The sequence below is a fragment of the Moorena sp. SIO4A1 genome, assembly GCF_010672065.1.
GTDB lineage: Bacteria > Cyanobacteriota > Cyanobacteriia > Cyanobacteriales > Coleofasciculaceae > Moorena.
In genome coordinates, this window is the sequence record NZ_JAAHHX010000008.1 from 83756 (window position 1) to 100197 (window position 16442).

Sequence of the window (16442 nt, forward strand, 5' to 3'; positions counted from 1 at the left end):
TCGCTGAGAGAGTCTTGGTTTTAGCTTATTCTGTATAATCCCAGGGGAATAGAGCTGCAACCCTGGAAATTTCTTTTTTTAAATTTAATAACAGTTCTTCCATAGAAGACTTAGAAAACCCTAAATTTTCACTAAATTCTAAAAAATCATTTTCACTCATCACTACTATTCCAGATTTTTCCAATTCTTTTGCCTCAAATAATAGATATCTATAAAAGAAAGGGTTTATCATAATAACAAAACCAAATAGTCTACCAATTAACCCGGCAAATACTGAACTAATTCGTTGTAATCTTGAAGCTATAAGATACGAATTACCAAGACCATTTTCTTCAATAGTAATATCTTTCATAGCACAAGCCGCCCAAACTAATGCTCGGTGTACTATTGTAATATCATCATTTAAGTAAGCATGAAAAATTGCTATCAAACAGCAAACCCTAAAATCTTTGTATTGATCATTAATACAATTAAAAAAGACAATATATTGGAACCAGCTAAGAGGTTCGTTTATTTTGAATCGTCCTCTATAATATGCTAAATGTGCTTTAGTTAAATCATTTAAAGCCATTTTCACAACAATGGTTCTATCTTCAGGTTTCATTTTACTAATGTTTTGTAATTGATACAAAGCTGCATCGGTATGAATATCACCAAAGACCTTTAGCATTTTTTTTACTTCTCCTCCCTCAATAAAATTTTTAATAGTAATTGCCGATTTAACAACTGGAATTAAATTATTTACTGATTCGTTGATACTCATAATTATCACTAATGGTTTTTCAGTCACTAATGGTTCTTCAGTACATTTTATACTAAACCGACAGTTAAAAAACTCATAAAGCTTACGGTACAAGGTAAATTAGGCTATTTAACTAGCAAAATTTTCTGAAGACGAATTCTTTCCCCTGCTCTCTGCTCCCTGCTCCCTTTGCCAAAGTGTTTATTTAGCATAACAAGTACGGAATAACATTTTTTTTCAGCTAACAATATGCGAATTTTCATAGAAAAGTTGGATTGCTGGTGATAATACAATATTCTCGTCATCAAATATCTCCACAAAAGCCACAAAAATTTTTACTTTACATCATTGAGCCCAAATTGTTAAGCTTGGCTATAACAGGAGTGTCCAGCAGCCAAGATGAAAGATCTAAATTCTATTCTAGCAGCATTCGGAGACAGTCAACACAACGATCAACAAGTATTTCTTGCTACTGTTGTCAATGTTCAAGGCTCTACCTATCGCCAACCTGGTGCGCGGATGCTGATCACATCAACTGGTAAAATGGTAGGAACCATTAGCGGTGGTTGCTTGGAAAATGATGTATTTGAGCATACTCGCGTCTCAATGCCAGACGGAAAACCCATAGTCGTCACTTATGATACCACTGCTGATGAAGACATTATCTGGGGATTTGGCCTGGGTTGTAACGGTGTGGTAAACGTCTTGATTGAGCTTCTAAATCAAAGTAATCCCCTTAATCCCTTAGCTTTTATTAATCAATGTTTCCACAACCAGCAACCAGGTATTATTGCCACTGTTATTGCTGTAGAAGGTAAGGTTAATGTTCAGGTTGGGGCGCGTTTAATCCTGCAATCAAATAATCGTGTAAATACTGATATTAAAGACGAATATTTGACTGCTGCTTTGCTCAAAGATGCTCAAGCTGCTCTGGAAAATCAACATTCAAGTTTCCATCAATACCAATTAGCAGTCGGTAAAGTAGATATTTTTATCGAGTTTATTAAACCCCCGCCACACCTAATAATTTTTGGTGCAGGTCGTGATAGTCTACCTGTAGCAGAGTTTGCTAAAGCCTTAGGTTGGCGAGTCACTATTGTTGATTGTCGAGGGAGTGAGGTAACTCAAGAGCGTTTTGTCATGGCTGATCAGGTGATTCTCACCCGCAGGGAAATTTTAGACAAGCAAATATCTATTGATGATGACACCATTGCTGTGGTAATGACTCATAACTACCTCGATGATTTAGAAATTTTGAAAGTGCTAATCCCTGCTGCAATCAGCTATCTGGGTTGTTTGGGTTCAAAGCAACGCACTGCCAAGTTACTGCAAGATTTACGTGCAGCAGGAGTAGCATGTACACCCATACAGCTAGAAAAGTTATATACTCCTGTTGGTATTGATATTGGTGCAGATTCACCAGAAGCGATCGCATTATCCATCATTGCTGAGATTCAAGCCGTGTTAGCAAACCGTGGTGGTGGCTTTTTAAAACACCGCATGGAACCAATTCACGAACGAACTCAAGTCAAGGAAATCCCAATTGATAAACTATAAAATTTGTGGAAGTTTGACTCTTGATTCTTTGAATTATGAAATGAAAATAACCCATTCACAGCTAAAACCAACTGAATCAAATATTGCTATTATTATCCTAGCAGCAGGTGCATCAACCCGCATGGGTAAACCTAAACAACTCTTACCCTATCAGGGATGCAGCTTACTTCGCCATACCATAGAGAAGGCAATGGCTTCAGTCTGCAAGCCTGTAGTGGTGGTTTTAGGAGCAAATGCCCAACAGATATATTCTGAAGTTAACCAACCTTCTGTAACGGTAGTTGAAAACCCAGATTGGAATTTGGGAATGGGTTCCTCAATTCGTAGCGGAATTCTATCCCTTGGAAGTTGTTATGAAACCATAGACGCAGCAGTAATTACTGTTTGTGACCAGCCGTTTATTTCTCCTGAAATTATTAATCATCTAGTTGCAGCCTATCATGCTACGGGAAAACCCATCGTTGCTTGCCAATATGCAGATACATTAGGTGTACCTGTTTTGTTTAAACATAGATTTTTCTCTGAACTAGCAACCTTAGATGAGACCGTGGGGGCAAAAAAAATAATTAACAAATACTACAACGAAGTATTTAGTATTTCTTTTCCATTAGGTGTAATTGACATTGATACACCAAGAGATTACCAGAAGTTAGAGAAAAACCAAGAGGGGCAAGAGCTCCGGAGTTTTATTTGACAAAAAAACAAGACCTCCTAGGTTTACATCTCAAATACAAACCCTATAGTAGAGTGCGTTAATAACGCACCTTACTGGTATAGTTATGGCGTAAGTCCTGTTAGTTACAAGCCCGATCCCCTTGTGGATGAGGCTGTTGACTGTTCAATATAAAAAGAGTATAAAACTCATAGCTAAAGGCAAAAATGGAGCAAATACACTCAGAAATTGACGCAATTCGCCAGAGCATTGCCGCACTACGTGCTGAACGTGATACCCTAACCCGCCAGGAAATCATCCTAGAAGACCAGTCCCCAGAAGCGATCGCTCAAGCCTACCGTCGTCAAGCCAGTGAAAACGCCCAACGATCGGTAGAGATACTAGGAATCGATAATGCGATCGCAGCCTTAGAAGCCCAGTTGCAACAAAAACAGCAGCAGTTACAGCCAGCACTTACTATCAGTCAACCCCTAACCCTAGAAGACCAAATAGAACAAGCCACACAACAAGCTTATGACCACGCTGAACGGATTAATGAACTGGCAGCGGAACTAGCAGAAGAACTCAAAGCCCTAAAAGCGATCGCTCATGACCTGAGTCCCATTTATTGGAAGTTGTATCATCGACCCTTTGTTACTGGATTCAGAAGTACCTCAGTTCCCTACCTTCGTTCCGATCACGATGTTTTGAGGATTACCAAACTAGTCATTTAAATCTAGTAATTTAAATTAGTAATTAAAACGGATAAACTAATCTTAGGTTATCCGTTTATCCGTGTTTAAACATCCAGGTTTATCTAGTTTACCATTACCCCCCACTAACTTTAGCTTTGTAGCCCAGTTTAATCATTATTTGCACTAGTTTATCAGTATGATTCCCTTGAATTTCAATAGTATTATCTTTAACTGTACCACCACTACCACATTGGCCTTTCAGCTGTTTAAGTAACTTGGTTAAGGTTTCTGGTGATGATTGAAATCCACTAATTACTGTAACGGTTTTTCCCTTACGTCCTTTCCGTGATGCCTGTATCCGCAAATCTTGTTGATTTGGGGGAAGTTCCTGAATCCCTCGTTCAACTGCAGCGTCATTGCTAGTGCCAAATTCCTGGTAGGCAATTCGATTGCCAGAGGTTTTGGCGTCAGAAGCATTACGTTTTGATTTTGATGAAGCCATTGGTTCAATCTAGTATCAATCTATTTACAAGTCCGGTTAATCACTTACCAAATAGTAGTTCGATTTTTGGGTCAGGATAATGGGTAATCGGTAATCATCAACTACCAATTACCCATTACCCATTACCTATTACCCATTACCCATTATCCTATCCCGGAAAGAAACGGTTCTGGATGTCCCTGTTCAGGAACACAATCGATTTCGATCTGGAAGGTCCCTTCAAATCCAGTGTCTTGCACTTGAAATTCCCAGGCACCATCCACTTCTTTCATCTTATCAGCGGGATTGGGGGTAAAATCTGGCTGAGCAAATTTTTCATCGGTATGGAGGTAGAGTTCTATAGGTGTCTTGGCAATCAGAACCTGAATATAGTATTGTTTGCGGAAGATGACATTGTCAGAGAAACCAAGACCTAACAAATCCCGTTCACCGACGTAAAAGTCCAGGCATATTTCCCTTTTGTTACCAAAAGGTATTGAGTCCAACCTAAAAGGTTGTTTTACGTGAGGGTAGGTGGTGTAAATTACCCTGGGGAGTCGGCTCCCCGCTTTACTTGACCAGTTCAGGTCGCGCAGTTTCCCCTCATCCGGCTCCTCGCGACGGAATCTCTTGTCAGTGGTACCTCTACATTAGAATGGGTTGTCATCTAAATTGACCTTCATTCTATGTTTTTCGTCGTGGCAATGTAGGTGGAGTAGCTCAAGATTTCTGAGTTGGTCGTTTCCACCTTGTGCGCGTGGTATTATATGATGCGTTTCCATTAAATCTCCTTCCTTGAAGGTAAGACCGCAATGTGAGCATTTCCCTTTCTGTCTTTTCAGAAGTTTTCCCTTCTGGCTAGTCATTTCAGGGTGTTTTGCCATTCGGTTGTTCCAGTACGTTAGGTCACCATCGAAGGGACTTCGGGTTTCTTTGACTTTTACGTGTCGGACGATTTTTGTCTTTGCGTATTTAGGTAGGTAATTATCCTCCTTTGTCATGAATACCCAATTATCTTTCTTTGGTGCGTCCCATGGATTCTTTGGTTTTTCAACCTTAGTCCCCCAGTACTTTTTATTTACCCAGGTTCTTGATTTGTTTGGATGTCTTCTGTATCCCCATCTTTGGAGTTTGTTCCAGAGCTTGTTATCTAACCCTTTGAAGGTTTCTTTACTGACCACAGAGCGGTTGTAATTACACCATCCTTTTCTAATGGGTCTGAGTCGCCTGATGAGGGCTTCTTGGGGAGCGGCTCTGTATTTGTCTATGACTTTTGATAGCTGCTCCCAATGCTCCTTTACTCTCTTCTTGGATGGTTTGATGAGGGTCTTAAAACCTTGTTTTGAGTGGTTCTTACCTACCGGATACTGCCTGATATTGAAACCAAGGAAGTCATATCCTTCTGTGGTGTGAACCAGTTTCGTTTTACTTGGTTTTAGTTCTAGGCCAATGTCATTTAACCATATTTCTATAATTCTCTGGCATTCTTCTACCACTTCTTTGGATTTATGCATAATGATGAAATCATCTGCATATCTGACGAAGTTTAACGCTTGTTTGTTTCTCGCTTTTCTACCGGGTAACATTTCGGCGTATTTATTAATTCGTTCTTCCATTCCGTGAAGGGCTATATTCGCCAAAAGTGGAGATATTATTCCACCTTGTGGGGTACCCTCTATAGTAGGAGAGAATGTTCCCTCATCCATTACTCCGGCTTTCAACCATCCTTTGATTAATCGCCTCATGGAAGGATAAGTATTTAATTTTGTGAGAAGTTTTTCATGGTTGATTTTGTCGAAGCATTTGGAGATATCGGCATCTAATACCCATTTGGGTTTCTGTGCGATTCCCGTGAATATTGCTTCGATGGCATCATGACATGACCTTCCTGGCCTGAATCCGTATGAGTTTGGTTCAAAGCGTGCTTCCCATTCAGGCTCTAATACCTGTTTGGTTAAGGCTTGTAGTGCTCGGTCGTATATAGTTGGTATTCCCAACGGACGTTTTTCATTTCGACCGGGCTTGTCAATCCAAACTCGGCGGGTTGGTTGAGGTTTTTTGTAAATTTTAAGGCTGGCTACTAAGATTAGGCGCTGCTTATTTTTCAAAGCTTTTCTCCCATCTATTCCGGCAGTCTTTTTGCCTTTGTTTTGTTGGGTTACCTTCCTTACCGCTAGCATTTTTCCTGACCAGGACTTCATCAGAGTCTTTTGCAGCTTTCTTACCACTCGAACATCACCACGTTGAGAGGCTTGGTATATCCGTTTTTGCAACTTAAACACAGTTCGTTCTAGCTTTCGCCAATTGACCTGATTCCATTCCGACTGTGGGGCGAACCCCCTAGCTTTAGACATATTGATTGCTACTCATAGCTATACCTTTTCCTATCACGTGAGTCTGTTGGCTTATCCTAGACATTACTCTAGGCTTTGGCTTCTGACTCAATCTCTCCCTCATAGGACTTGCGGCTAACTACCTACTTGAAGACCGACCTCTTCAAGAGTGCCTATGGGGGTTACTTCGTTCCTGACAACCATTCTGTTGAGCTTTTAGAGTGATACTTTCCACCGGGAATTTAGGGAAATCATTATAAGGAAAGCTAACCTTATAATCCTGTTTTATTCCGTTGACTATTTGTCTGTAGCGTATCAGCCTTTTATTTCGCTACGTCGGAATTACGATGGTTTGGCATATCTTCCTTTTGGTACTCATGAGCTCTTTGCCTGCTACTAACACCGTCTTTAGGCTGACAGTGCTTCGCTGTTCGACCCCGCTTTATCCTAGAGCTTGTTATTTCTCAGTGGATAGGGGTAAGGCTGTCACTCGGATTTCACGAGGGTTGGTATTTCACCAACATGGTTATCAAGTTATCAAGGTTTTAACCCTTGTGGCTAGTCTCCCCAATCCTTTGTGGATAAGGTTTATAGCCAACGAATCACACAGCTTTACTTCTGACGGGATGCCCCACCGCCAATTTCAATATATTGATCGCCGCATTTACATCTCGGTCTTCCGTGTACCCACAGTGAGGACAATAATGAATGCGATCTTTCAACTTTTTGGGTACTTTCGTTCCGCAATTAGAACAGTTTTGACTAGTATTACGGGGATTCACTGCAACTGTAATCAAACCAGCATTTATGGCCGTAGGCCACGCTACGCGAACGGCTTTGTTTGACAAGATAGACAAAAATTGACCCCACCCAGCATCAAGAATAGATTTGGCTATTTTAGTTTTAGCCAAACCTTTTATATTCAACTTTTCATGAGCAACTAAGTCATGGTTGTCTAGTAAGCTTTTAGCAGTTTTAAAATGAAAATCTTTTCGAGTGTCAGCAACCTTTTTATGAGCTTTACCTAGTTTGTTTACAGCTTTTTTCCGATTGTTGCTTCCTTTTTTGGATCTACTGACAGCTTTTTGGATCTTTTTTAGTCGCTTTTGAGCTTTCCGATAGTATTGAGGGATTGGTACCTCTGAACCATCAGACTTGACCAGGAAAGACTTGAGACCCATGTCTATCCCAACAGGACTAGAGACGCTATCTACTGGGATAATATCCGGCACAGAATCATCTTGAATGGATAACGTAACATAGTACCCGTCAGCCTTTCGAGTTATGGTGGCTGTCTTAATTTGAAAACCTTTTGGGATAGGTCTATGGAAAATCATTTTGACTTTCCCAAATTTTGGAAGAGTCAGTATATTGCCACTTATAGGATTTTTGCCAAGAGAGGGAAACGTAAAAGATTTGTATCTGTTCTTCCCTTTAAATCTAGGTCTCCCGCTTTTTTTACCGTTACTATCGCCCTTCAGGAAACGCTTAAAAGCTAGATCGACTCTCTTGACACAGTTCTGCAAAACTTGAGACTGAACTACCTTGTACCAGGGTCTGTCTTTCTTTAACTGAGGCAGAGAATTTTGCTGTGAAAAGTAATCGGGATTATTTTTTAATTCTGGTAGATGACATACCAAAGGACAAGAGTTAATGGAACAACGATTCTGCTCGTACCAACTAAATCTCTCAGCAAGTAAATAGTTGTACTGGTGGCGCAACATATCTAACCACCTTTCGATTTCTGCTTCCTGTTTTTTAGTTAATCTTAGTCGGTACTGATAAGCTGATATCATTGTTGCCATATCATGTTTTTCGACCTATTATTAGGATAGCATATGTTGTAACAAGTGTCAACACTAAAATGAAAGATCAAAGATTTGTGATCAGGTTAACCAGCTTTGAAAAACAGCAACTAAAACAAGAAGCTGACAGGAGGGGGATGACTCCATCCGAATTACTGAGAAGTTTGATAGCTCGCTTCCCTGATCCTAGAGACCCTGTGCAAAATTCATCCCTGGAGACGAAACCTTAGATAGTGGAGCTTTATTACAAAAGATTTAACCCTTTTGCCCATAACCGACTAACCATAAAAGCTCCACTATCTTACGGTAACTTTAAGCACTCATCCTGCGCATAGAGATGTGGGACTTCTTTTGCCGGACAGTTAAAGCTGAATTGTGAAGACGGCAGCTGAATTGTGAAAGTAACAACTTGTTCGCCCTTGGTGCTTGGTGTAGGGAAGGTTGTTCGCGTAGCGTGGCCAAAGGCCAAGGTTGTTCGCGTAGCGTGGCCAAAGGCCAAGGTTGTTCGCGTAGCGTGGCCAAAGGCCAAGGTTGTTCGCGTAGCGTGGCCAATAGGCCAAGGTTGTTCGCGTAGCGTGGCCAAAGGCCAAGGTTGAAAGTTTAAGGTTGAAAGTTGAAGGTTGACTGTCAACCAGACTTAGCACTCAAACTCAGCACTCACAATTGATGGAGATGTTAACAAAGCTAAGCTGGCAAACTACTATAGGAATCCTAAATCAATGGTGACAATTTTTGATGCCATATTCCCTACTCCCTACTCCCTACTCCCTACTCCCTTCAAATTCAAATTCAAATTCCAGACCAAAATGTGCCATTCTGGATTGATATAGAGTATCAAAAATACTACTCTCTTCTGAAGAAAAGTGGTTTTTCCAATCTCCTACAATTCCTTTTCGCATATGTTTGGGGATACCTTCTCGCTGAGGCACCCAATCCAGATTAGCTTTGGGATTGATTGCCATTGCCGAAAAGTCACTAGCAGCAACCACAGTATCGAGTAAATCTGAGGTTAAAGGAATATCGATAAAGCTAGCAACATCCGTAACGACTTGAGCTAAATTCTTTTTCATGTCTTCGTACTTAACAAACATGACATTATCTGAATGTTGGCTCGCTTTCCACCAGTCGAATACATGATCAAATATTGAGCCATAGGCGACCTTGCCTTCAGTATATAACTGAATAAATTCGCTCCAACTCCCCTCGTATCCCATTTTGCTCAATGCATGATAATAATAGGATACAGCATTATCCTTAGGATTGCGAGCAACATAAATATACTTTGCTTTAGTTTCCCCAAACATTGGCATCAAAGACAAGGGTAAATGAGTGTGAAAGTAACGGCGATCGCTAGGAGTTTTAATCAGATTCTCTAAACCTCCATAACGAGTTGCTGCACCTTCTAACCAAGGCACTGCTTCACTCAATACTTTGTCCCCTTGCTCTCCATTGTTAGCAAGCAAGTGAACAATCTGCTCCATCCACGTTGTCCCAGATTTAGGATAGGCGACAACAAAGGTATCCCGATCCCCCACTCTAAAGTCTTTAAGGGCATCCATTTCCTTCTGGGTAATGAAAGCTGGAAAGACAATTAGACCTTCTGGATTCTTACCGTCTTTAACCAGTGCTTGCTTATAGTCTGCCATGGATTATACAAAAACAACAACAGGACTGACGCAAAGCCCCCTAAATCACCCACTTCTGGGGTACTTTGACATCATTACCCCCAATTTTGGGGGGGTTAGGGGGGCAAAACTAACTCAACTTCGTAAGTCCTAAACTATAGTCAATAGTCGGCCTTTTCAGCAGCAAAAATCAAGGTTTAAAGCAAGTTTGATAAAACAGAGATAGCAAAAACTACGGCGTTGCTGAATTTTTGAATGAATCGGAGTAGAGTGGGCATCCTGCCCGCCCGACCAGATCTCGAACGGGCAAGATGCCCATTCTACAAAACCCTTAAAATCATTCCATTATTCAGCAACGCCAAAACTACCATAGCTCACATCAATGAAACTTAGACAATCGTTTATCTTGGGAATTTCCTTGGGATTGGTTGCCCTTTTGGGAATTACTTGGCTGATTATGAATCGAGACAATCCTCTCGACCAGTTACGGGAAACAAAAAATTGTCAAAACTGTAATTTAGCAGGGCTAGAACTTTCCAGAGAGGATTTAAAAGGAGCGAATCTGGAAAAGGCTAATTTAGAAGGGGCTAACTTAGCGGGAGCTAATCTAGAAAAAGCGAATTTGGTAGGGGTCAACTTAGAAGGGGCTAACCTAGAAAATGCTAACCTGAAAAAAGCTAATCTCAGTGGGGCTAATCTCCGTAGAGCTAACCTGAAAAAAGCTGACCTTTTTTGGAGCAACCTAACAGAAGCTAACTTAGAACAAGCTAATCTGCAAGAAGCAAACTTATCACATCTTTCCGCCAAAACAATTAAGCTCGAAAGAGCTAACCTCAGGGAAGCTAATTTATCAAAAGCCAATCTAGTCGGGATTAATCTTAGTGGAGTTAACCTAGAGAAAGCGAATCTCCAAGAAGCAAATCTGGCTTATCTGAATACAAGTGCTTCATTGCCAATCGATCACTATTTAATAAGTGCCAATCTCAGGGGGGCTAACTTGATGGGAGCGAATCTTGAACAGGCTGACTTGAGGGGAATTGACCTCTCCGATGCCAACCTCTCCGACGCTAGCCTCAAGGGAGCACAACTAGACTATACCTTGGAGCTTACTGATTGGGGTTCTCCCAACAAAGTTTACCGTGCCAACCTCAAGGGGGCGAACTTAAGCAATACCATCATGCCCGATGGTAGTATCCATCAATAGGGATACTCTTATATCAATTCAGGTTGAATACCTATAATTACAGGGAGGGTGGGGAGATGGGGAGATGGGGAGATGGGGAGATGGGGAGGTTGAATTTTAGCGATCGCTTTTGCTGATCAACTTACGATTTATTTTATCGAAACTTAACATAATCTGGCTCTAAGCTTTACATTTCTTGACGAAATAATATTCACAATTCATTTAATATTTCTTTAAACAACGGGAAAAGCGGTCTGGGGCAGTGGCAAATTGCACAGATGTGATTAGCCTATGCTGGTGCCTATCGCCCAATGCCATGCCCTAAAGACACCAGTAAATCCCCATAATTGTTTAGTTTTATTAAGAAAACCCCGAAAAGACGGTTTTTGTTCACCTTTGGTGTAGCCTATCCCTAAGCTCTCGCAAATTTTCTGTATATATTAGCACATTTTGAAATACCGATACGCCATGTTAAGGCAATTGTAAGCATATGGGCTACGCGCACGCTGCGCTAACAGCCGTCAGCCGTCAGCCGTCAGCTTAAAACAAACTATCTAGCTGACGACTTCAACGGACTCAAAGCCAAAGACTATGAATTCCTCGCTCAGGCGAGGGAACTAACGTGTAAGTTGATAGCTGATAGCTGATAGCTGATAGCTGATAGCTGATAGCTGATAGCTGACGGGCAATTATTGGTGGTTGCTCTATATCCAGAAACTAGTCAAACGCAAATCGTACATTTAGTGCATTACTAATAAAACTATGAACCAGAACAAGCGTCAGGCATACTGGCGTGCCAACATTGCATTAATTCGGAATCTCCTAATTGTTTGGGCATTCGTATCCGTTTTATGCAGCATTCTGCTAGTAACATTACTAAACAATGTCAGTGTAGGGAATATTCCCCTAGGCTTCTGGATGGCACAACAAGGTAGTATTTTTACCTTTGTCGTCCTAATTTTTATCTACGCTATACAGATGGATAAAATTGACCGTAAATACAAAAAGTAATGTTTACTATTGGCAACTAAATTGGGAAATAAATGGCTTTGCTTAACTAAGAGGTTGTCTGAGAAGTCTCATTTGCTACATCCAAGCCCCCGTGGGTCCCCCAATTCTGGGGGACTTTTACAAGCAAATTGACTCTTCCCCCAAAGTTGGGGGGTTAGGGGGGCAAAATTCAGTATAAAAAACTTTTCAGATATCCTCTAAGGTATAAGATCAATTATAGTTGTTTATAGTTAGCAATTAGCACTGAAAATTCAGTAATTGTCATAGGGTAATTCTATAGTATAAAAAAAAAATACCGTTTTTTAATTACTAACAATCCCTATATGGGGTTTCTCATAGTAATGATGTACATAGGATTTTTTCCCGATTCCCGATTCCCGATTCCCGATTCCCGATTCCCTGCGCGCAGCGCTATAGCAATTATTTAGACAAAGAAATATCTATGACAGTTGAAGCTTGGACCAGTGTATTGGTCATTATTTCGTTTATTCTCTACCTTTACATTGGTTGGCGCTCTCGGGTGCGCGATAGTAAAGGGTTTTTCGTAGCAGATCAAGGTGTTCCCGCTGTTGCTAATGGTGCTGCTACAGCGGCGGATTGGATGTCTGCTGCTTCCTTTATCTCTATGGCAGGGCTAATCTCTTTCTTAGGATATGATGGCTCAATTTACCTAATGGGTTGGACAGGGGGATATGTGCTACTAGCGCTATTGTTAGCCCCTTACCTGCGGAAGTTTGGAAAATACACAGTACCCGACTTTGTGGGAGACCGCTATTACTCGAATATTGCTCGGTTGGTAGCAGTAGTTGCTGCTATTTTTGTCTCCTTAACCTATGTCGCAGGACAGATGCGAGGGGTAGGTATTGTATTTAGTCGCTTTCTGCAAGTGGATATCGTTCAGGGTGTAGTGATTGGCATGGTAATTGTGGCATTTTTTGCCGTCCTGGGGGGGATGAAAGGAATTACCTGGACTCAAGTCACCCAGTATGGCGTGTTGATTGTGGCTTACCTGATTCCAGCGATTGCGATCGCAACTCTACTGACCGACAACCCGATTCCCCAGCTAGGATTCACCTTCAGTGACATTATCCCCAAACTCAATCAAATTCAGGTAGATCTGGGTTTCCAGGAATACACTAAACCCTTTGCCAACAAGTCCATGGTGGATGTCTTATTTATCACCATCGCCTTGATGGTCGGTACTGCTGGACTTCCCCATGTGATTGTACGCTTTTACACCGTACGCAATGCTAGAGCTGCTCGTTATTCCGCTGGCTGGGCGCTATTATTCATTGCCATACTCTACACCACAGCTCCCGCCGTTGCTGCCTTTGCCCGCTATAACCTAATTGATAGCCTCCATAACCATACCATTGAGGAAGTGCGTCAGCTCGACTGGGCAACGAAATGGGAAAATACTGGTTTATTGGCGTTTGACGATAAAAACGGCAATGGCAAGATTGAGCTCAAACCGGACAAAGACACCAATGAAATAAAGATTGACCGAGATATCATCGTACTCTCCACACCAGAGGTAGCCAAACTTGCTCCCTGGGTGATTGCCCTAGTAGCAGCAGGAGGACTAGCCGCCGCTCTATCCACTGCATCAGGATTACTGCTAGTGATTTCTAGCTCAATCGCCCACGATGTCTACTACCGCATCATTAATCCTAGGGCGTCAGAGTCTCAACGATTGATGGTAGGTCGAATTATGGTAATTGCTGCCATTGCCATTGCCGGTTACTTTGGTATCAATCCCCCTGGATTTGTAGCCCAAGTAGTAGCCTTTGCCTTTGGTTTAGCCGCTGCCAGCTTTTTCCCAGTGATTCTGTTAGGGGTATTTGATAAGCGAACCAACCGAGAAGGGGCAATTGCTGGCATGGTGGTAGGGTTAATTTTTACCACCGTTTACATCATTGGGGTGAAGTTCTATAGTATGACACCCTGGTTTTTCGGTATTTCCCCTGAGGGGATTGGTACCGTAGGGATGGTGCTTAATTTCATCGTGACTGTAGTGGTTTCTCGCCTGACACCCCCACCTCCAGCAGAAATTCAGGAGATGGTGGAAATGTTGCGAACACCCGGTGATGCTCCTCCAGCCCTTGATGATGTGGGTGAAGAAGAGTTGGATTGATCAAGGTTGAAGGTTGAAGGTTGAAGGTTGAAGGTTGAAGGTTGAAGGTTATGGGGTTGAAGGTTATGGGGTTGAAGGTTATGGGGTTGTTCGCGTAGGGTGGCCTATTGGCCAAGGTTGTTCGCCTTTGGCGTCCGGTTTAGGGTTAGTTATTGGTTATTGGTGGTCTTCCATAGCTCGATTTTAGGACGATAGTTGAAACTAAACTAGCCCTTACTCAATACCATCTAACCATCTAACCCTCAACCGTCTAACCTTCAACCATCTAACCCTCAACCGTCTAACCTTCAACCGTCTAACCTTCAACCGTCTAACCTTAAACCATCTAACCCTCAACCGTACCTGCAACCTTCAACTAATTCAGCTGTTTTCTCTGTAGACTATTTGCAGGCACTCAACATGCAAATGGAAGTCTATGCTACGCCTTAAAATCTCCTTAGCTAACTTACTGCTTATTGTTGCTACTGGCTTGACAATCGTCCTGCTATGGCAACTGAGAGCTTTGCTAGTAGTACTGATGATTGCAGTAGTGCTCGCATCTACTCTAGCACCAATAATTGATAGTGCTGAAAAGTTAAGGATTCCCCGCTGGCTAGCGGTTATTCTGGTTTATTTAGGCTTAATCGCTGGTTTGACAGGGATCGGCTTAGTGATTGGACCAACAGTAGCTCAGCAAATTCAGCGTTTATTTCGGAAACTGCCAACGTATTTGGAGGTTTTAACCTCTTTGTTAGATGCTTTAGCGATTCGCCTAGGGATGACTGAACTAGCTCTGAGTAAAATGTTTGATGCTGGCACCGTTACCTCTTGGGTGATTCGTTCCTCTCAGCAGTTGCTAGTGCAGTCCTATGGATTGACACGGAATCTTATTGCTGGAGTGTTTACCGTAATTCTGGCAACACTGCTGTCTGGTTATATGTTAGCTGGGTCTGAACAATTGATTAAAGGGGGGGTAAGTTTGTTTCCTAAACCCTGGGATGAAAAATTGGCAGCCCAGGTCAAGCCAGTCAGCCAACGGATGGGGGGTTACATTCAGGGGCGAGTGGTGGTTTCAGGAATTTTAGGCATGGCGATTACTGTTGGTTTAAAATTTTTGGGACTATCAGAGTTTGCCTTGGGTTTGGGTGTGATTGCTGGGGTGACCAATTTGATTCCCTTCTTTGGTCCGGTCTTGGGAGCAATTCCAGCATTGATTGTGGCAATTGCTCAAGGGGGATGGACTTTCTTGTGGGTATTGCTGCTATTTGTGATTATTCAGAATCTGGAAACCTACATTCTTGACCCCCTACTGGTGGGGTCTTCTGTGAGAGTTCACCCTTTATATCAGTTGTTGGCAGTGCTAGGTGGTGCAAAGGTTTTGGGGATTCTTGGTGCTTTGATTGTTCCGCCTTGGGTAGCTGGTGCAGCTCTGGTACTAGAAAATTTGTACTTGAAGCCGAAACTGGAGGCGGAACAAAATGCTGCTACTATCTCGGCAGCTTCTGAGCCAGATGCCTCAAATGCTCTTTCTTTCAACGGATAGTATGGTCACTATACATTGAGAGATCAGCAATTAGCAATTAGCTTTCAGCAATTAGCTTTCAGCAATCAGCTTTCAGCAATTAGCTTTGAGCTATCAGCTTTGAGCTATCAGCTTTGAGCTATCAGCTTTGAGCTATCAGCTTTGAGCTATCAGCTTTGAGCTATCAGCCATTGGCCTATGGCCACGCTACTTGAGGTGCTTTTGAATAAAATAAGCTGACGGCTGACGGCTGACGGCTGACGGCTGAATGCTTACCACACCGCAGATAGAGCATTGTAAAGGACGCAGCATTTCACAGCGGTCTACTCGTCCAAAACCTTTACGAGTCTTTCCTTTGTGTCCGGGCTGTCCTCCAGGTTTTCTTTTAGCTGAAGTGTTGGATTCAGCAGACGAGTGAAGGTTTCTTTTCGGACTTTTTGAGCAAGTCACTTGATGGCGGTTTGGATGAAGTCTGACTATCGAGGTCTCGGCTGATCACGAGTCGTTCGATTTCGAGGGTGAGCTTCTTGACGCTTAGCCTGCTGTTGCTGATGCTGCTTCCAAAGTTCCAATATAATCTCTACCAGTTCTTCTTATGATAACTGGTCGTATTGAGCCATTTTATGGGAAAGTCCGAAGCTACACATTCTTTTAGTAATTTTGCGACCCCACCCCAAGCAAAGTCAATCCCCTACCTGAATCCTTACTTTGGTTCAACAAATC

At 42.1% G+C, this 16442-nt stretch carries 15 protein-coding genes and 1 pseudogene; 8 read left to right on the forward strand and 8 right to left on the reverse strand.

What is annotated here, in order from left to right; translation table 11 throughout:
* Nucleotides 1–25: 25 nt before the first annotated feature.
* Nucleotides 26–790, reverse strand: a complete 765-nt coding sequence (locus F6K53_RS08590; RefSeq protein ID WP_293064608.1) for a hypothetical protein — start codon at nt 788–790, stop codon at nt 26–28.
* Between the two features lie 351 nt (nt 791–1141).
* Between F6K53_RS08590 and F6K53_RS08595 the strand changes: the two genes are divergently transcribed.
* From F6K53_RS08595 to F6K53_RS08605, 3 genes are all read left to right on the forward strand, one after another.
* Nucleotides 1142–2299 carry an XdhC/CoxI family protein gene (locus F6K53_RS08595; protein WP_293064610.1) on the forward strand — a complete coding sequence of 386 codons (1158 nt, stop codon included), beginning with the start codon at nt 1142–1144 and terminating at the stop codon, nt 2297–2299.
* 13 nt (nt 2300–2312) lie between these two features.
* Complete coding sequence (locus F6K53_RS08600) at nt 2313–2993, forward strand: nucleotidyltransferase family protein (protein WP_293080373.1); 681 nt, start codon at nt 2313–2315, stop codon at nt 2991–2993.
* A 185-nt stretch (nt 2994–3178) separates the two neighbouring features.
* The gene (locus F6K53_RS08605) at nt 3179–3685 is read left to right on the forward strand and encodes a hypothetical protein (protein WP_075897741.1); all 507 of its coding nucleotides are present in this window, start codon (nt 3179–3181) and stop codon (nt 3683–3685) included.
* A gap of 94 nt (nt 3686–3779) precedes the next feature.
* Here the strand turns inward: F6K53_RS08605 and F6K53_RS08610 are convergent, their stop codons facing one another.
* The 6 genes from F6K53_RS08610 to F6K53_RS08635 form a co-directional block, all read right to left on the reverse strand.
* Nucleotides 3780–4148, reverse strand: coding sequence for a translation initiation factor (locus F6K53_RS08610; protein ID WP_293064616.1), 369 nt, complete (start codon nt 4146–4148; stop codon nt 3780–3782).
* A gap of 143 nt (nt 4149–4291) precedes the next feature.
* Nucleotides 4292–4633 (reverse strand): hypothetical protein, encoded by a 342-nt coding sequence (locus tag F6K53_RS08615; protein ID WP_293080437.1) that lies wholly within the window; start codon nt 4631–4633, stop codon nt 4292–4294.
* 144 nt (nt 4634–4777) lie between these two features.
* Nucleotides 4778–6481 carry a group II intron reverse transcriptase/maturase gene (gene ltrA, locus F6K53_RS08620; protein WP_364300965.1) on the reverse strand — a complete coding sequence of 568 codons (1704 nt, stop codon included), beginning with the start codon at nt 6479–6481 and terminating at the stop codon, nt 4778–4780.
* Nucleotides 6482–7062: 581 nt separating this feature from the next.
* Nucleotides 7063–8256, reverse strand: coding sequence for a transposase (locus F6K53_RS08625; RefSeq protein ID WP_293064626.1), 1194 nt, complete (start codon nt 8254–8256; stop codon nt 7063–7065).
* Between the two features lie 371 nt (nt 8257–8627).
* Nucleotides 8628–8909 (reverse strand): hypothetical protein, encoded by a 282-nt coding sequence (locus F6K53_RS08630; RefSeq protein ID WP_293064629.1) that lies wholly within the window; start codon nt 8907–8909, stop codon nt 8628–8630.
* Nucleotides 8910–9026: 117 nt separating this feature from the next.
* Nucleotides 9027–9911: a sulfotransferase domain-containing protein gene (locus F6K53_RS08635; protein ID WP_293064632.1), complete on the reverse strand. Its 885-nt coding sequence runs from the start codon at nt 9909–9911 to the stop codon at nt 9027–9029.
* 234 nt (nt 9912–10145) lie between these two features.
* Between F6K53_RS08635 and F6K53_RS08640 the strand changes: the two genes are divergently transcribed.
* From F6K53_RS08640 to F6K53_RS08660, 5 genes are all read left to right on the forward strand, one after another.
* Nucleotides 10146–10283, forward strand: coding sequence for a hypothetical protein (locus F6K53_RS08640; RefSeq protein ID WP_293018830.1), 138 nt, complete (start codon nt 10146–10148; stop codon nt 10281–10283).
* Nucleotides 10273–11094, forward strand: coding sequence for a pentapeptide repeat-containing protein (locus tag F6K53_RS08645; RefSeq protein ID WP_293064636.1), 822 nt, complete (start codon nt 10273–10275; stop codon nt 11092–11094). The genes F6K53_RS08640 and F6K53_RS08645 overlap by 11 nt, the downstream gene beginning before the upstream one ends.
* A gap of 741 nt (nt 11095–11835) precedes the next feature.
* On the forward strand, nt 11836–12084 hold the full coding sequence (locus F6K53_RS08650; RefSeq protein ID WP_293018832.1) for a DUF4212 domain-containing protein: 249 nt from the start codon (nt 11836–11838) through the stop codon (nt 12082–12084).
* Nucleotides 12085–12526: 442 nt separating this feature from the next.
* A complete protein-coding gene (locus tag F6K53_RS08655) occupies nt 12527–14218 on the forward strand; it encodes a sodium:solute symporter family protein (RefSeq protein ID WP_293064639.1) in 1692 nt (563 codons plus the stop codon).
* Between the two features lie 415 nt (nt 14219–14633).
* On the forward strand, nt 14634–15740 hold the full coding sequence (locus F6K53_RS08660; protein ID WP_293018836.1) for an AI-2E family transporter: 1107 nt from the start codon (nt 14634–14636) through the stop codon (nt 15738–15740).
* Between the two features lie 279 nt (nt 15741–16019).
* On the opposite strand, the pseudogene F6K53_RS08665 reads toward F6K53_RS08660, so the two are convergent.
* Nucleotides 16020–16366 (reverse strand): annotated as a pseudogene (locus F6K53_RS08665) (DUF6444 domain-containing protein); the annotation flags it as partial.
* Nucleotides 16367–16442: the final 76 nt, after the last annotated feature.